The sequence below is a fragment of the Spirillospora sp. NPDC127506 genome (assembly GCF_040302145.1).
GTDB lineage: Bacteria > Actinomycetota > Actinomycetes > Streptosporangiales > Streptosporangiaceae > Spirillospora.
Window position 1 is genome coordinate 23042 of sequence record NZ_JBEORG010000017.1, and the last position, 15312, is coordinate 38353.

Annotated in this window: 13 protein-coding genes; 11 read left to right on the forward strand and 2 right to left on the reverse strand. The window is 71.1% G+C overall.

The features are described from left to right. Window positions 1-158: 158 nt before the first annotated feature. From ABTW95_RS17790 to ABTW95_RS17825, 8 genes are all read left to right on the forward strand, one after another. Window positions 159-1448 (forward strand): ABC transporter substrate-binding protein, encoded by a 1290-nt coding sequence (locus tag ABTW95_RS17790; protein ID WP_396445325.1) that lies wholly within the window; start codon window positions 159-161, stop codon window positions 1446-1448. Further along, entirely contained in the window at window positions 1445-2362 is a 918-nt protein-coding gene (locus tag ABTW95_RS17795; protein ID WP_396445326.1) for a carbohydrate ABC transporter permease, read from the forward strand. The genes ABTW95_RS17790 and ABTW95_RS17795 overlap by 4 nt, the downstream gene beginning before the upstream one ends. Next, window positions 2359-3249, forward strand: a complete 891-nt coding sequence (locus ABTW95_RS17800; RefSeq protein ID WP_396445327.1) for a carbohydrate ABC transporter permease — start codon at window positions 2359-2361, stop codon at window positions 3247-3249. The genes ABTW95_RS17795 and ABTW95_RS17800 overlap by 4 nt, the downstream gene beginning before the upstream one ends. Then, a complete protein-coding gene (gene yicI, locus ABTW95_RS17805; RefSeq protein WP_500226830.1) occupies window positions 3249-5540 on the forward strand; it encodes an alpha-xylosidase in 2292 nt (763 codons plus the stop codon). The genes ABTW95_RS17800 and yicI overlap by 1 nt, the downstream gene beginning before the upstream one ends. Beyond that, complete coding sequence (locus ABTW95_RS17810; RefSeq protein WP_396445329.1) at window positions 5540-6907, forward strand: GH1 family beta-glucosidase; 1368 nt, start codon at window positions 5540-5542, stop codon at window positions 6905-6907. Before yicI ends, ABTW95_RS17810 begins: the two co-directional genes overlap by 1 nt. After that, entirely contained in the window at window positions 6904-8136 is a 1233-nt protein-coding gene (locus tag ABTW95_RS17815; protein ID WP_500226831.1) for an MFS transporter, read from the forward strand. The genes ABTW95_RS17810 and ABTW95_RS17815 overlap by 4 nt, the downstream gene beginning before the upstream one ends. Continuing rightward, window positions 8120-9127: a LacI family DNA-binding transcriptional regulator gene (locus ABTW95_RS17820; protein ID WP_396445331.1), complete on the forward strand. Its 1008-nt coding sequence runs from the start codon at window positions 8120-8122 to the stop codon at window positions 9125-9127. Before ABTW95_RS17815 ends, ABTW95_RS17820 begins: the two co-directional genes overlap by 17 nt. Window positions 9128-9229: 102 nt before the next feature. Continuing rightward, window positions 9230-12217, forward strand: a complete 2988-nt coding sequence (locus ABTW95_RS17825; protein ID WP_500226832.1) for a glycoside hydrolase family 3 protein — start codon at window positions 9230-9232, stop codon at window positions 12215-12217. Between the two features lie 42 nt (window positions 12218-12259). Here the strand turns inward: ABTW95_RS17825 and ABTW95_RS17830 are convergent, their stop codons facing one another. Together ABTW95_RS17830 and ABTW95_RS17835 are read right to left on the reverse strand one after the other, a co-directional pair. Beyond that, the gene (locus tag ABTW95_RS17830; protein WP_396445333.1) at window positions 12260-12934 is read right to left on the reverse strand and encodes an anti-sigma factor family protein; all 675 of its coding nucleotides are present in this window, start codon (window positions 12932-12934) and stop codon (window positions 12260-12262) included. Further along, a complete protein-coding gene (locus ABTW95_RS17835) occupies window positions 12927-13472 on the reverse strand; it encodes an RNA polymerase sigma factor (RefSeq protein WP_396445334.1) in 546 nt (181 codons plus the stop codon). The genes ABTW95_RS17830 and ABTW95_RS17835 overlap by 8 nt, the downstream gene beginning before the upstream one ends. Window positions 13473-13551: 79 nt before the next feature. Between ABTW95_RS17835 and ABTW95_RS17840 the strand changes: the two genes are divergently transcribed. Genes ABTW95_RS17840 through ABTW95_RS17850 form a run of 3 tightly spaced genes read left to right on the forward strand, consistent with a single transcriptional unit; the run spans window position 13552 to window position 14940 of the window. Next, the gene (locus tag ABTW95_RS17840) at window positions 13552-14046 is read left to right on the forward strand and encodes an Ig-like domain-containing protein (protein WP_396445335.1); all 495 of its coding nucleotides are present in this window, start codon (window positions 13552-13554) and stop codon (window positions 14044-14046) included. Window positions 14047-14083: 37 nt separating this feature from the next. Further along, window positions 14084-14746 (forward strand): cytochrome b/b6 domain-containing protein, encoded by a 663-nt coding sequence (locus tag ABTW95_RS17845; RefSeq protein ID WP_396445336.1) that lies wholly within the window; start codon window positions 14084-14086, stop codon window positions 14744-14746. Then, window positions 14743-14940: an anti-sigma factor family protein gene (locus ABTW95_RS17850; protein WP_396445337.1), complete on the forward strand. Its 198-nt coding sequence runs from the start codon at window positions 14743-14745 to the stop codon at window positions 14938-14940. The genes ABTW95_RS17845 and ABTW95_RS17850 overlap by 4 nt, the downstream gene beginning before the upstream one ends. The last annotated feature ends 372 nt before the right edge of the window (window positions 14941-15312 follow it).

A 15312-nucleotide genomic window follows, 5' to 3' on the forward strand; every position in this document is an offset into this window, starting at 1 on the left:
GGAGCGCTCCCAGATCGTTCGCGCAGGTCAGCGCCGATTTCTCCGAATTGATGCCGGGCGACCTATTGTGTCGCCCCTGGTCGAGGACTTAGCATCCGGATCAATCGAAGCGCTTCGACAATTCGACAGCCACGGCGGTCCCACCCCGGAGGAATCCCATGATCAAGGCAGGCAGGAGCGCGGCCGTCCTCGCCGCCCTCGCCGCGGCGGCGCTCTCGCTCACCGCGTGCGGCGGCGACGACGACGGCGGCGGCTCCGGCGGCAAGGAACTGAAGCTCTGGCACTACGAGTCCCCGGACAGCGCCATGGGCAAGGCGTGGAACGAGGCCATCAAGGAGTTCGAGGCCACCCACCCCGGCGTGAAGGTCAAGTTCGAGGAGAAGGGCTTCGAGCAGATCCAGAAGACCGCGCCGATGGTCCTCAACTCCAAGGACGCCCCCGACATCATGGAGTACAACAAGGGCAACGCGACCGCCGGCCTGCTGTCCAAGCAGGGCCTGCTGACCGATCTCACGTCCGAGGTCACCAAGCGCGGCTGGGACAAGCTGATCAGCCCCAACGTCCAGGTCACCGCCAAGTACGACGCCAAGGGCACGATGGGCGGCGACAAGTGGTTCGGGGTCCCGAACTACGCCGAGTACCTGCAGGTCTACTACAACAAGGACCTGTTCAAGAAGTACGACGTCGAGATCCCGACGACGTTCGACGAGCTGACCGCGGCGATGGACAAGTTCGTCGCGAAGGGCGTCACGCCGCTGACCAACGCGGGCGCCGAGTACATGGCCCACCAGTTCGTCTACCAGCTCGCCCTCGACAAGGCCGACCAGAACTGGGTGAGCGCCTACCAGCGCTACACCGGCAAGGTCGACTTCCACGACGCCGCCTGGACGTACGGGGCGAGCACCTTCGCCGACTGGGTGAAGAAGGGCTACATCGCCAAGAACTCGGTCAGCCTCAAGGCGGAGGACGCGGGCGTCGCGTTCATGAGCGGCAAGTTCCCGATGATGTTCTCGGGCAGCTGGTGGTTCGGCCGGGTCGCGGCCGAGGCGAAGTTCGACTGGGAGACCGCCGTGTGGCCCGGCGCGAAGATGACGCTCGGCTCGGGCGGGAACCTGTGGGTCGTCCCGAAGGGCTCGGAGAACAAGCAGCTCGCCTACGACTTCATCGACATCACGATGAAGAAGAAGGTGCAGAACATCCTCGGCAACGCGGGCGGCATCCCGGTCGCGGCGGACCCGTCCGCGATCACCGAGCCGAAGGCCGAGAAGCTCATCGAGGACTTCGACGGGCTCGCGCAGTCCGGCGGCCTCGCCTACTACCCGGACTGGCCCGTCGCCGGCTTCTACGACGTGTGGGTGTCGCAGACGCAGAAGCTGATGAACGGCGAGTCGCCGAGCAAGGTCCTGGGCAACGTCCAGAAGGAGTACGAGGAGGGCCTGCCCAAGTGACGGCGCAGGGCCGCGGCCGGTCGCGGGAGCAGTGGGGCTACCTGCTCTACCTGCTCCCCGGCCTGCTCCTCTTCACCGCCGTCATCGGCGTGCCGTTCCTGATGAACATCGGGACGAGCTTCACCGAGTGGACGGGCGTCGGAACCCCGTCCTGGATCGGCCTCGGCAACTACCGGGAGCTGGTGAAGGACGAGCAGTTCTGGGCGTCCTTCGGGCACAACGCGCTGATCATCCTGGGGATGGCGGTCATCCCGACGATGATCGGCCTGGTGCTCGCGGCCGCGCTGACCGACCTGATCGGCCGGCACTTCGGGCCGCGGACGGCGAGCGTCCTGCGCGCCTGCGTCTACCTGCCGCAGGTGCTGCCGATCGTCATCGCGGGCGTCGTGTGGAGCTGGCTGCTGGCGCCCGAGGACGGCGCGGTGAACGCGCTGCTCGGCAAGCTCGGCCTCGGCTCGCTGGCGCACGACTGGCTCGGCGACCCGGCGACCGCGCTGTGGAGCGTCATCGGGGTGATGGTGTGGATCCAGATCGGGTTCCCGCTGGTCATCTTCATGTCGGGGCTGCAGCGGGTCGACCCGTCGCTGTACGAGGCGGCGGAGATCGACGGCGCAACCTGGGGCCGGCGGTTCTGGCACATCACGGTCCCGCAGATCCGGCCGGAGATCTTCGTCGTGCTGCTGTGGACGACGATCGCCGCGCTGAAGGCGTTCGCGCAGATCTTCGTCTTGACGAAGGGCGGTCCGGGCGGCGCGACGAACGTCCCGTCGTACTACTCCTGGGTCAACTTCTTCGAGAAGTCGGACGTGGGCTACGGCTCGGCGATCGCGACCGTGCTGACGCTCGTCATCATCGCGCTGACCGTCGTCTTCCTCCGCATGCAGGGGCGCGATCTGGAGGAGGCCCCCCGATGACGGCGACGCTGACAGAGAAGGCGGGCGCGCCGCCGCGCACCGGGCGGGGCAAGGCGCGCCGCCGCCGGCGGGGTCCGTCCGCCTACGCGGTGCTGGTGGCGCTGACCGCGTTCGCCGGCGTGATGCTGATCCCGTTCGTGGTGGTGCTCTTCAACGCGCTGAAGACGCCGCAGGAGTACTCCACCGAAGGACCGCTGTCACCGCCGGACGGGTTCAACCTGGACGCCGTCCGCGCGTTCTGGGAGCGGACCGACTTCGGCAACGTCCTGCTGAACAGCGTGCTGATCAGCGGCTCCGTCGCCGTCCTCGCCGTCCTGCTGTCGGTGCTGAACGCCTACGCGCTCGGCATCGGCCGGATCAAGGGGCGGATGTGGGTCCTGGTCCTGCTGCTGATGGCGAACACCGTGCCGCAGGAGGCGCTCGTCTACCCGCTGTACTACCTCTCCAAGCAGGTCGGCCTCTACGACACGAAGCTCAGCGTGATCATCGTGTTCACGGTGATCCAGTCCGCGTTCGGCACCTACCTGCTCTCGTCGGTGCTGTCGGCGTTCCCGCGCCCGCTGCTGGAGGCGGCCCGCATCGACGGCGCCGGCCGCCGGCAGATCCTGTGGCGGGTGGTCGTCCCGGTCGTGCGGCCGACGCTGTCGGTGCTGCTCGTCTTCTTCTTCGTGTGGACCTGGAACGAGTTCCTCATCCCCATGACCTTCCTGATCTCCAATGAGAACCAGACGGTCTCGGTCGCGCTCGGCGTGCTGCAGGGCCAGCGGCTCATGGACGCCACCATGTCCAGCGCCGCGTCACTGCTCGGCCTTCTCCCGACCGTCGTCTTCTTCCTCATCTTCCAGCGCACCCTTGCGCGCGGACTCACTGCGGGGGCCATCAAATAATGAAGTTCAGCGACGGCTACTGGATGATGCGCGAGGGTGTGCACGCCTTTCATCCGGTGGAGGTCCTCGACGTCGACGCCGGGCCGAACTCGTTCACGGTGTACGCGCCCGTCCACCGCATCCGGCACCGGGGCGATCTGCTCAAGGGACCGGTGGTGACGGTGACGTGCGAGTCGCCGATGCCGGACGTCATCGGCGTCACCCTCACGCATTTCGCGGGGGAGAGGCGGCGCGGCCCGGATTTCGAGCTGGCCGCCGACCCGGCCGGGGAGGTGTCCGTCGACGGTGACGCGGCGACCCTCACATCCGGCGCGCTGTCGGTGCGCGTCGGGTGCGGGGAGGAATGGTGCGTCGACTTCCTCGCGGACGGGCGCCGGCTGACCGGCAGCTCGCCCAAGGCGCAGGCCGTCATCGACACCGACGACGGACGCCACTATGTGCGGGAGCAGCTCGACCTGGGCGTCGACCACTTCGTGTACGGGCTCGGCGAGCGGTTCGGGCCGCTGGTGAAGAACGGCCAGTCCGTGGACGTGTGGAACGCCGACGGCGGGACGGCCAGCGAGCAGGCGTACAAGAACGTGCCGTTCTACCTGACCAACGCGGGATACGGCGTGTTCGTCGACCATCCCGGGCGGGTGTCGTTCGAGGTGGCCTCGGAGGCCGTGGCCCGGACGCAGTTCAGCGTCGAGGGCCAGTCGATGCGGTACTTCGTCATCTACGGGCCGTCGCCGAAGGAGATCCTGCGCAAGTACACCGCGCTCACCGGCCGGCCCGCGCGGGTCCCGGACTGGTCGTTCGGGCTGTGGCTGTCCACCTCGTTCACCACGGACTACGACGAGGAGACCGTCACCTCGTTCATCGACGGGATGGCGTCGCGGAGGCTGCCGCTGAGCGTGTTCCATTTCGACTGCTTCTGGATGCGCGAGTTCCAGTGGTGCGACTTCGAGTGGGATCCGCGGGTGTTCCCCGACCCGGAGGGGATGCTGCGGCGGCTGCGCGAGCGCGGGCTGCGGATCTGCGTGTGGATCAACCCGTACATCGGGCAGCGGTCGCCCCTGTTCGAGGAGGGGCGCGCGCACGGCTACCTGCTGAAGCGTCCGAACGGCGACGTGTGGCAATGGGACAAGTGGCAGCCGGGACTCGCCGTCGTCGACTTCACCAACCCCGAGGCGCGGGAATGGTACGCGGGCAAGCTCGAAGCGCTCCTCGACATGGGCGTGGACTGCTTCAAGACCGACTTCGGCGAGCGCATCCCCACGGACGTCGTCTACCACGACGGCTCCGACCCGGAACGCGCCCACAACTACTACACCTATCTCTACAACCAGACCGTCTTCGATCTGCTGCGCAAGAAGCGGGGAGAGGGCGAGGCCGTGGTCTTCGCCCGGTCCGCCACGGCCGGGGGGCAGCGTTTCCCCGTGCACTGGGGCGGCGACTGCGAGTCGACGTTCGAGGCGATGGGGGAGAGCCTGCGCGGCGGCCTGTCCCTGGGCATGTCGGGCTTCGGGTACTGGAGCCACGACATCGGCGGTTTCGAGGGGACGCCCGATCCGGCGCTGTTCAAGCGGTGGATCGCGTTCGGCATGCTGTCCTCGCACAGCCGGCTGCACGGAAGCCACTCCTACCGGGTGCCGTGGCTGTTCGACGAGGAGTCGGTGGACGTCCTGCGCGACTTCACCCGGTTGAAGATGCGGCTCATGCCCTACCTGGCCGGCGCCGCCCGGCAGGCGTCCGAGGAAGGGCTGCCGATGATGCGGGCGATGGTCGTCGAGTTCCCGGACGACCCCGCCTGCACGCACCTGGAACGCCAGTACATGCTCGGCGACGACCTCCTCGTCGCACCGGTGTTCTCCTCGGACGGCGACGTCTCCTACTACGTGCCGGAGGGCGTGTGGACGCACTACCTCACCGGCGAACGCGTCGAGGGAGGCCGATGGGTTCGCGAACGGCACGGCTTCGGTAGTGTTCCCCTGCTCGTCCGTCCGGGTGCGGTCATCCCCGAGGGCGCGGTGGAGGACCGTCCCGAGTACGACTTCGCGCACGGCGTCACGCTGCGCGTCTACGAGCCGGCCGATGGGGCCGCCGTCGTCGTCCGGGCCGGCGACGCCGCGTTCACCGTGGTGAGAAACGGTGAAAACGTGCGCGTGACGGGCGAGGGAGCCTGGAACGTCCTTCTCGTCAACGCACGCGTGGCGGCCGTGCAGGGCGGCGAGCCTTCGGAGCATCCGCACGGTGTTCTCATCAAAGCGGCCGGCGGCGAGCTGGTCATGACTCTGGAAGAGGAGAACTGATGGGGTTCCCGGAAGGGTTCCTGTGGGGTGCGGCCACCGCCGCCTACCAGATCGAGGGAGCGGCACAAGAGGACGGCAGGGCGCCGTCCATCTGGGACACGTTCAGCCACACGCCGGGCAAGGTCCTCAACGGGGACACCGGCGACGTCGCGACCGACCACTACCACCGGTGGCAGGAGGACGTCGCGACGATGGCCGCGCTCGGCCTCGGCGCCTACCGGTTCTCGATCTCCTGGTCGCGCGTCCTGCCGGACGGCACGCCCAACCAGAAGGGCCTCGACTTCTACTCCCGCCTGGTCGACGAGCTGCTCGACCACGGCATCGCCCCGGTCGCGACCCTCTACCACTGGGACCTCCCGCAGGACCTGGAGGACGCGGGCGGCTGGCCGGAGCGCGACACCGCCCGCCGGTTCGCCGACTACGCCGAGCGGATCGGGCGCGTGCTCGGCGACCGCGTCCACACCTGGACGACGCTGAACGAGCCGTGGTGCTCGGCGTTCCTCGGCTACGCGGCCGGGGTGCACGCCCCCGGCCGCGTCGACCCGGCGGCCGCGCTCGCCGCCGCCCACCACCTCAACCTCGCGCACGGCCTGGCCGTGCGGGCGCTGCGCGGCGTGACCTCGCCGACCGCGCGGCACTCCGTCACCCTCAACCTGCACCACCTGCGCGGCGACGCCGAGGCCGTCCGCCAGGTGGACGCCGTCGCCAACCGCGTGTTCCTGGACCCGATGCTCGGCAACGGCTACCCCGCCGACCTGCTGGACGACACGGCCTCCATCACCGACTGGGGCTTCGTCCGGGACGGCGACGAGGCGATCATCGCCGCGCCGCTCGACGTGCTCGGCGTCAACTACTACTCGCCGACCCTCGTCCGGGTGTGGGACGGGACGTCGCCGCGCGAGCACGCCGACGGGCACCGGCAGGGCGCGGCGACGCCGTTCGTCGGCTGCGACCGCGTCGAGTTCGCCGAGCAGCCCGGCCCCTACACGGAGATGGGCTGGCCGATCGACGCGGCCGGCATGGAGGAGCTGCTGCTGCGGCTGCACCGCGAGTACCCGCACGTCCCGCTGATGGTCACCGAGAACGGCGCCGCGTTCGCCGACGAGGTGGAGGACGGCCGGGTCCGCGACCAGCGGCGCATCGCCTACCTGCGCGACCACATCGCGGCGGTGGAGCGGGCCTGCGCGGCCGGCGCCGACGTCCGCGGCTACTTCGCCTGGTCGCTGCTGGACAACTTCGAATGGGCCTACGGCTACTCCAAGCGGTTCGGCCTCGTCCACGTCGACTACGCGACCGGGAAACGCACGTGGAAGGACAGCGCCCACTGGTACCGGGACACCATCGCCACCCATCGCGGGAGCCCATGAACCGGACACGCGCGCGGACCGCGGTGCTGGCCCTGTCCCTCGCCGCGTTCTGCTTCGTCACGACCGAGAGCCTGCCGATCGGGCTGCTCCGCCTCATCGCGGACGACCTGGACGTCACGCCCTCGGCCGTCGGGATGCTCGTCACCGGCTACGGCGTCGTCATCGCCGTCGTCTCCGTCCCGCTCGTCCGGATGACGTCCCGGGTGGGACGGCGGCGCCTGCTCACCGGCGTGATGCTGCTGTTCGTCGTGATGTCGTTCGCGTCGGCGGCGGCCCCCGGCTACGGCGCGCTGATGGGCGCCCGCGTGGCCACCGCGCTCGCCCAGGCGGTGTTCTGGCCGGTCGCCGCCGTCGCGGCGGCCGGGCTGTTCCCGCCGGAGCTGCGCGGGCGCGCCGCCGTCTACGTGTTCGCGGGCGGGTCGCTCGCCGTCGTCATCGGCGTCCCGCTCGGCACCTGGCTCGGCCGCGTCGCGGGCTGGCGGCCGTCGTTCGCCGCGCTCGGCGCGCTCTGCCTGCTGTCGCTCGCGGCCGTCGCCGCGCTGCTGCCCGGCGGCGACGCGGGCGGCGCGCACGCCGTCCCCGCGGCCCGCCCGGACGCGCGCCGCTTCCGGCTGCTGCTGGCGACGGTCGTGCTGGCCGTCGGCGGCGTGTTCACCTGCTTCACCTACATCACCGAGTTCCTCACCGGGGTCAGCGGCTTCCCCGGCTCGGCGATCAGCCCGCTGCTGCTCGCCAACGGCCTCGCCGACATCACCGGGCTGGCCATCGCCGGCGCCGTGGTGGACCGCGGCCCGCGCGCCCTGCTCGCCGCGGCGGCCGGCGTGCTCGCGGGCGGGATGCTGCTGCTGTTCCTGCTCGGCACGGCCGCGGTCCCGGCGGTCGGCGGGCTCGTCCTGCTCGGGCTCGGCCTGCCCGCCTTCGTGACCGCCATGCAGGCCCGCGTGCTGGAGTCGGCGCCCGGCGACACCGGTGTGGCCTCGGCCTGGACGGCGGCGGCGTTCAACGTCGGCATCGCCGGGGGCGCCCTGCTCGGCGGCGGGCTGCTACCGCTGACCGGGGTGCGCGGCACGGCGCTCGCCGGCGGGCTGCTGGCGGCCGCGGCGATCGCCGTGATCGGCCTGGAGCGGCCGTCCCGGACGGCGGTCCGGCCGCCGCCGGCCGCGGCTAGCATCGAACCCGCTTTGAATCGCTTCGACGCTGACGGGACGGTCCGTGGTCAAGATCACTGATGTGGCGCGGCACGCGGGAGTGTCGCCGAGCACGGTCTCCTACGTGCTGAGCGGCAAGCGCTCGATCTCCGAGGAGACGCGCCGCCGCGTCCGGGAGAGCATCCGCGAGCTGGGCTACCGCCCGCACGCCGGCGCCCGCGCGCTCGCCAGCAGCCGCTCCAACGTGCTCGCGCTGATGATCCCGCTGCGCTCGGGCATCGCGGTGCCCGTCGTGATGCAGTTCGCGGTGTCCGTGGTGACCGCCGCGCGCCGGCACGACCACGACGTCCTGCTGCTCACCCAGGAGGAGGGCGAGGACGGCCTGCGCCGCGTCGCCGACAGCGCGCTCGTCGACGCGCTGATCGTCATGGACGTCCAGATGAAGGATCCGCGGCTGCCGCTGCTGCGCTCCCTGGACCGGCCGAGCGTGCTCATCGGCTTCCCCGCCGACGCCGACGACCTGACCTGCATCGACCTCGACTTCCACGCCGCCGGCGCCGTCTGCGTCGAGCACCTGGCCGAGCTGGGGCACCGCGAGATCGCGCTGATCGGGTCGCCGCCCGAGGTGTACGCGCGGCAGACCGGCTACGCGCAGCGCGTCGCGGACGGGTTCGCCGAGGCGGTGCGCGCGCACGGGCTGAGCGGGGACGTCCACCCGTGCGAGGCGACCGCGGACGCCGCCCGGGAGCTGGTCGGACGTTTGCTCGCCGAGCGTCCCGGGCTGACCGGCGTCCTGGTCCACAACGAGCCGGTCGTCGGCACGGTGGTCCGGGCGCTGCGCGCGGCGGGGCGGCGCGTCCCCGAGGACGTGTCCGTCGTCGCGATGTGCCCGGACGAGATGGCCGAGCACGCCGAGCCGCCGCTGTCGTCCGTCGCGATCCCGGCCGAGGAGGTCGGCGGCCGCGCCGTCGACCTGCTGATGGCCAAGCTGGAGGGCGCTCCCGTCCCCGCGGCGACCCTGCTCCCGCCGACCCTGACCCGGCGCGCCAGCAGCGCGCCCGCCGCTCACTGACCACGACCCGACACCGACGAAAAGGAGGGCACAGGGCCTTTCGCGGTCCGTTATCGAAGCGCTTCGATTAGTCACTCGGGGGCCGAGCCAAGAGGAGAATCGGTGCACAGACCCCATCGAAATCCCCGTACCCCCGGCCGGCGCAGCCGGTCGCTGACCCTCGTCCTGGCCGCCGTGCTGGCGGCGCCCGTCGCGTGGGCGGCGCCCGCCGCCGCCCGCGAGACCTACCCGTTCCGCGATCCCGGGCTGCCGGTGGACGCCCGGGTGGCCGACCTGCTCGGCCGGCTCACGCTCGACGAGAAGATCTCCCTGCTGCACCAGTACCAGCCCGCCGTCCCGCGCCTCGGCATCGGCCGGTTCAAGACCGGGACGGAGGCGCTGCACGGCGTCGCGTGGTCCACCGACGTCCACGACAGCGGCGCGGTGGTGACCGCGAAGGGCACCGTGTTCCCGCAGTCGGTGGGGCTCGGCGCCACCTGGGACCCGGCGCTGCTGAAGAAGATCGGCTCCGCCGTCGGGGACGAGGCCCGCGGCTACAACAGCGAGAACCCCGACGTGTGGGGGCTGCAGCTGTGGGCGCCCGTCGTCAACCTGCTGCGCGACCCGCGCTGGGGCCGCAACGAGGAGGGCTACTCCGAGGACCCGCTGCTCACCGGCCTGCTCGCCGCCGCCTACGGGCACGGCATGGAAGGCGACGACCCCGACCACCTCAAGGCCGCGCCGGTGCTCAAGCACTACCTGGCGAACAACAACGAGATCCGCCGCGACCAGACCTCGTCCAGCCTGCGGCCCCGGGTAAAGAAGGAGTACGACGAGGTCCCGTTCAAGATCCCGATCTCGCGGGACGCGGCCACCGGGATCATGACGGCCTACAACCTGGTCAACGGCCGTCCCGCGACGGTCACGCCGGACGCCGGCGGCCTCGTCCGCTCGTGGACCGACCGGACGCTGTTCAACGTCACCGACGCCGGCGCGCCCAACAACATCGTCAACTCGCAGCAGTACTACCCCGACCTGGCCACCGGCGACGCGGCGATCGTGAAGGCGGGCGTGGACAGCTTCACCACCGACGACACGAACTCCTCCATCACCGTCAACGCGATCAAGGACGCGCTGTCGCGGGGGCTGCTGGCGGAGGCCGACGTCGACCGCGCCGTGCGGCACATCCTCAGCATCCGGGTGCGGCTCGGCGAGTTCGACCCGGGCGGCGGCCCCTACGGGAAGATCACCAAGGACGTGGTGGACAGCCCCGCGCACCGCGCCCTCGCCCGCAAGGCCGCGGCCGAGCAGATGGTGCTGCTGAAGAACGAGGGAAGGACGCTGCCGCTGTCGTCCGGCAAGGTCGCGGTCGTCGGGCAGCTGTCCGACACCCTCTACACCGACTGGTACTCCGGCTCGCTGCCGTACAAGGTCACACCGCTGGACGGCATCAAGAAGCGGGCCGGGTCGGTGACGTCCAGCGAGGGCGTCGACCGGATCGCCCTGAAGGACGTCTCCACCGGCAAGTACATCGCGGGCGGGACGGGCTCGGGCGCCGTCCTGAAGACCGGGCCGACCTCGGCCTCGGAGGTGACGGCCCAGTTCGACGTATTCGACTGGGGCCAGGGCATCGTGACGCTGCGCAGCGCCGCCAACGGCAAGACCGTCGGGCGCTACAACTGGGGCGACACGTTCGCCAACGACCAGGACCAGCCGAACGGATGGTTCGTCCAGCAGATGTTCAAGCTGGAGAAGCAGGACGGCGGCGACTACCTGCTCCGGTACGCCGGGTACGAGAAGGCGTACGACTGGGCCGAGCCGGCCAAGACGTACGTGAAGGCGCAGGACGACGGGACGCTCGTCCTCACCACGAAGGACGACGCCTCCCGGTTCGCCAGGGACGTCGTCAGCAGCGGCATCGACTCCGCGGTGAAGGCGGCAGCCGGCGCGGACACCGCCGTCGTCGTGGTCGGCAGCATGCCGTTCATCAACGGCCGCGAGGACCACGACCGGACGACGATGGCGCTGGCCGAAGGGCAGTCGGAGCTCATCAAGGCCGTCCGGAAGGCGAACCCGAACACCGTCGTCGTGGTGGAGAACAGCTACCCGACGACGCTGAACTGGGAGCAGGAGAACGTCCCGGCGATCCTGTGGACGAGCCATGCGGGCGCCGAGACGGGCAACGCCCTGGCGTCCATCCTGTTCGGTGACGAGAGCCCGTCGGGGAAGCTTCCGCAGACGTGGTACCGCTCGGAGAGCCAGCTGCCCGACATCCTCGAATACGACATCATCAAGTCGGACCGGACGTACCAGTACTTCAAGGGGAAGCCGCTCTACCCGTTCGGGTACGGCCTCTCCTACACCACGTTCCGGTACGGCAAGCCGCGGCTGAGCAGCCACTCCGTGGGACGCGACGGAACGGTCACCATCACCGTGCCGATCACCAACACGGGCAAGAAGGCCGGCGACGAGGTCGTCCAGCTCTACACGCACCAGCGGACGTCGCGGGTGAAGCAGCCGTTGAAGACGCTGCGCGCCTTCGACAAGGTCCACGTGGCGCCCGGGAGGACGGTCACCGCGAAATTCCGGCTGGCCGCCTCGGACCTCGCCGTCTGGGACGTCACCCGCGGCAGGTGGACGGTCGAGAAGTCGAAGCAGGACCTGCTGATCGGCTCCTCGTCCGCCGACATCCGGCAGCGCGCCGCGCTCAACGTGCGCGGCGAGCGCATCCCCGACCGCGATCTGTCGAAGCCGACCCGCGCCGCCGACTTCGACGACCAGAGCGGCGTCCGGCTGGTCGACGAGACGAAGGTGCAGGGCGACGCGGTCGCCGGCGCGGCGGACTCCTGGCTGAAGTTCGCCGGCGCCGACCTGGGCCGCTCCACCGGCCGCATCACCGCGCGGGTCGCGGGCACGTCGGCCACCACGATCCAGGTCCGCCTGGACCGCCCCGACGGCCCGCTCGCCGGAACGCTGAACGTCCCGTCCACCGGTGACGAGTACGCCTACAAGGAGGTCAGCGCCGAACTGGAGCACGCCCGCGGCGACCATGACGTGTATCTGGTCTTCGGCGGCGAAACCCGCCTGAGCTCCTTCTCCCTCACCCGATGAATCCCTCGGCCCGCCCCGGCTCGTCCGGGGCGGGCCGGACCGTCAGCCGAACTGGGCGAGGAGGTCGCCGGACGGGCCGTGGAAGCGCATGACGACGATGTCGCGGATGGCGATCGGCACCGTCGTCCCCCAGGAGCCGCGCCCGTCCTTGACGGTCATGGACCCCAGCGTGACGTCCCGGCCCTCGCGGGTGGTGAGCGACACCCGGTACGCGCCCGGCCGGTCCACCGCCGTCATCGTGACGAACAGCCAGGCGGGCGAGCCCTGGTACGCGAACACGTACCCGGCCGGCTCGGTGCTGACCCCGGTGACGGGGACCGTGCGCAGGTAGCTGCCGTGGGCGACGGCGAGAGCCCGGCGGTAGCCGTCGGCGAGCTGCCGGTCGCTCGCGGTCTTCTGCCAGACCGCGCCCCCGGCCGTCGCCGCGACGAGCACGGCCGCCGCGGCCAGCAGCAGGGCGTTGCGCAGGCGCTTCGGGCGGTGGCGGCGCAGCATGGGCGCGAGCGTGGCGGCCTCGAAGCCGGCGGGCGGCTGCCGTTCCGGGACGAGCCGGAGCAGTTCGTCGACGAGCGCCGTCTGCGCCTCCAGCTCGCGGTGGCACCGGCCGCAGCCGGCGAGATGGCGCAGCGCCGCGGCGCGCTCATCCGGGGAGGCGACGCCCGCCGCGAGCTCGGGCAGGACCTGCCGCGTCTGCGCGCATTCGGGACGGTCAGTCATGGGTAACTCCCAGCGCCTCGCGGAGTTTCGCGAGCCCTCGGCGGAGCCGGGTCTTGGCCGTCCCCAAGGGTATGTGCTCGCGCTCGGCGATCTCGCCCGCGGTGAGCCCGTAGTACACCGACAGCACGATGGGCGTGCTCTGCTCGGGCGGGAGCTCCCGCAGTGCCGCACGCAGCTCCTCGGCGTCCTCGTAGCTCGGGGACGCGGCGGTCCGCTCCGCGCCGGCCAGCGTGTTCAGCAGGATGTGCGGATCGACCGGATGATCGCCGCGCAGCCGCATCGCGTCCACCGCGAGGTTCCGGGTGATGGTCAGCAGCCAGGTGACCGCGCGGCCCTTGCGGGGGTCGTAGGCGCCCGCGTGCCGCCAGGCGCGCAGGAACGCCTCCTGCGCGACCTCCTCCGCTATCGCCGACGATCCGACCAGCGCGTACGCCAGTCCGTAGACGCGGGCCTGGTACCGCCGGACGAAGACGGCCGCCGTCTCGGTGTCGCCTGCGGCCATGCCGGTGAGCAGCGACTCATCGGAAAGTTCCCACATGTGCAATACGGCCGCGGGACCGAAAAGGGTTCACCGGACGGCGAATCTTTTCCGGCCGCCTCGCCGTATTACCGCTGTCATGCAGCACGACGAGGGGAGAGGCGTGAACACCAAGGCCATGATGGCGGGGCTCGCGGTGGCGGCGCTCGGGCTGAGCGCGTGCGGCGGAGGCGCGGAGGCCGCGGGCGGGGGCGGCGGCGGTCCGACGCTCACGATCGAGGCGCCGGCGCAGGGCGCGGACGTGCAGTCCCCGGTGACATTGAAGTTCAGCAGCAGCGAGGACATCGGTCCCGAGGAGTCCGGCAAGGACCACGTGCACGTCGTCATCGACGGCAAGACGAACGAGTACACGGTGGTGACGTCCTCGCCGTACCAGATCAAGGACCTTCCGCCGGGGCGGCACACCATCGGGGTGACGCTCCAGCACGCCGACCATTCCTCCGCGGGGGCCTCCGCCAAGGTCGACGTGAACGTCACCGGCGGGGGAACCGGCGGCTCCGACGGCTCCGACGGCGGCGGCTCCGACGGCGGCGGTTCCGGGGGCTCCGACGGCGGCGGGATCTATGGCTACTAGATCGCGGACGGCGCCCGCGAGCGGGACCCGGCGGCGCGTGGAGCGGTATCCGCGGTCGGCGCGGTGGTTCCACGCGGGCGTCTACGCGGGGGTGCTGCTGCTCCTGGCGACCGGCTGGTGGCTGCTGCTCGGGCATGAGGGGCGGCCGAGTCTTCTGGCCAGGCTGTCCGGGCTGCCCGACACCACCCTGCACAAAGACGTGGGCTGGGCGCTCACGGGCCTGGTCGCCGCGGGCCTGCTGCTGGGAGCGCGCGGGGTGCGCACGTTCGCGGCGGAGTCGCTGCGGTTCCGCAGGGGCGACGCGCGATGGTTCCTCAGCTGGCCCGCGGCGGCCGTGACCGGGCGGTTCGCCCGGCACGGCGGTCGTTTCGATCCGGGGCAGCGGGTCGCCAACATCCTCCTCACGGCGGGGCTGCTCGTCTTGATCGGGAGCGGTGTCGGACTGGTGACGCTGCACGGCGGTCCCGTCTTCGCGGTGCTGGCGCGCGTGCACAAGTGGGCCACCTATGTCTGCACGGTGCTCATCGCGGGGCACGTCGTCGTCGCGTCCGGGATCCTTCCCGGGTACCGCGGCGTGTGGCGGTCGATGCATCTCGGCGGCCGGCTGGACGAACGCGTGGCCGGGCGGCTCTGGCCCGCCTGGCTGGAAGGCGCCCGACGGGAAGGCAGAGACGCGCGGGAACGGCAAGACATGCGATGAACTGCCCGTACCGGCTGGAAACCGGGGCCTATGTCCTCGGCGTACTGTCCCCGGCCGACCGGAGCCGGATGCGCGCGCATCTGGAGGACTGCCCGTCGTGCCGGGCCGAGGTGGCGGAGCTGACCGAGGTCCTGGAGCTCCTCCGCGGACTGGTCATGCCGAGCCGTCAGCGGGGCGGAGGCGCGGGAACCTGAGAGGGGGCGTCCCGGCTCCCCGCCCCGGCGTCACCCGGCGGCGGCCAGGCTCCGCAACGCCCGCAGAGCCTCGGCCGCCGCCCCCGATGCCGCCGTATAGAAGACCGTCCACTGATCGCGCGGGTGTGTCGTCCGGCCGCCGAGACCGGTGTGTTCCTGAACGAGGACGGCGGCGTCTACCCCTGGTGAATCGCCATGGGCCGGAGGGGCAGGCCGGGGCGGCCCGCAGGACGGCGCAGCCGCCCCGGGGAATTGGAACGTGCTCGCGGCCGGCGCGCCCGGATACCACATGCGCGGGTCAATTTGCATTCAAGGCGCATTGCACAATCGGGCAGACTTGATTTAAGTATTCACCAGTGGCCAGGTTGGGAC

Coding starts and splice junctions, on each gene's coding strand:
- yicI (WP_500226830.1), top strand. CDS start 3,249: ATGAAGTTCAGCGACGGCTACTGGATGATGCGCGAGGGTGTGCACGCC.
- ABTW95_RS17840 (WP_396445335.1), top strand. CDS start 13,552: ATGCAGCACGACGAGGGGAGAGGCGTGAACACCAAGGCCATGATGGCG.
- ABTW95_RS17850 (WP_396445337.1), top strand. CDS start 14,743: ATGAACTGCCCGTACCGGCTGGAAACCGGGGCCTATGTCCTCGGCGTA.
- ABTW95_RS17790 (WP_396445325.1), top strand. CDS start 159: ATGATCAAGGCAGGCAGGAGCGCGGCCGTCCTCGCCGCCCTCGCCGCG.
- ABTW95_RS17815 (WP_500226831.1), top strand. CDS start 6,904: ATGAACCGGACACGCGCGCGGACCGCGGTGCTGGCCCTGTCCCTCGCC.
- ABTW95_RS17830 (WP_396445333.1), bottom strand. CDS start 12,934: ATGACTGACCGTCCCGAATGCGCGCAGACGCGGCAGGTCCTGCCCGAG.
- ABTW95_RS17835 (WP_396445334.1), bottom strand. CDS start 13,472: ATGTGGGAACTTTCCGATGAGTCGCTGCTCACCGGCATGGCCGCAGGC.
- ABTW95_RS17800 (WP_396445327.1), top strand. CDS start 2,359: ATGACGGCGACGCTGACAGAGAAGGCGGGCGCGCCGCCGCGCACCGGG.
- ABTW95_RS17810 (WP_396445329.1), top strand. CDS start 5,540: ATGGGGTTCCCGGAAGGGTTCCTGTGGGGTGCGGCCACCGCCGCCTAC.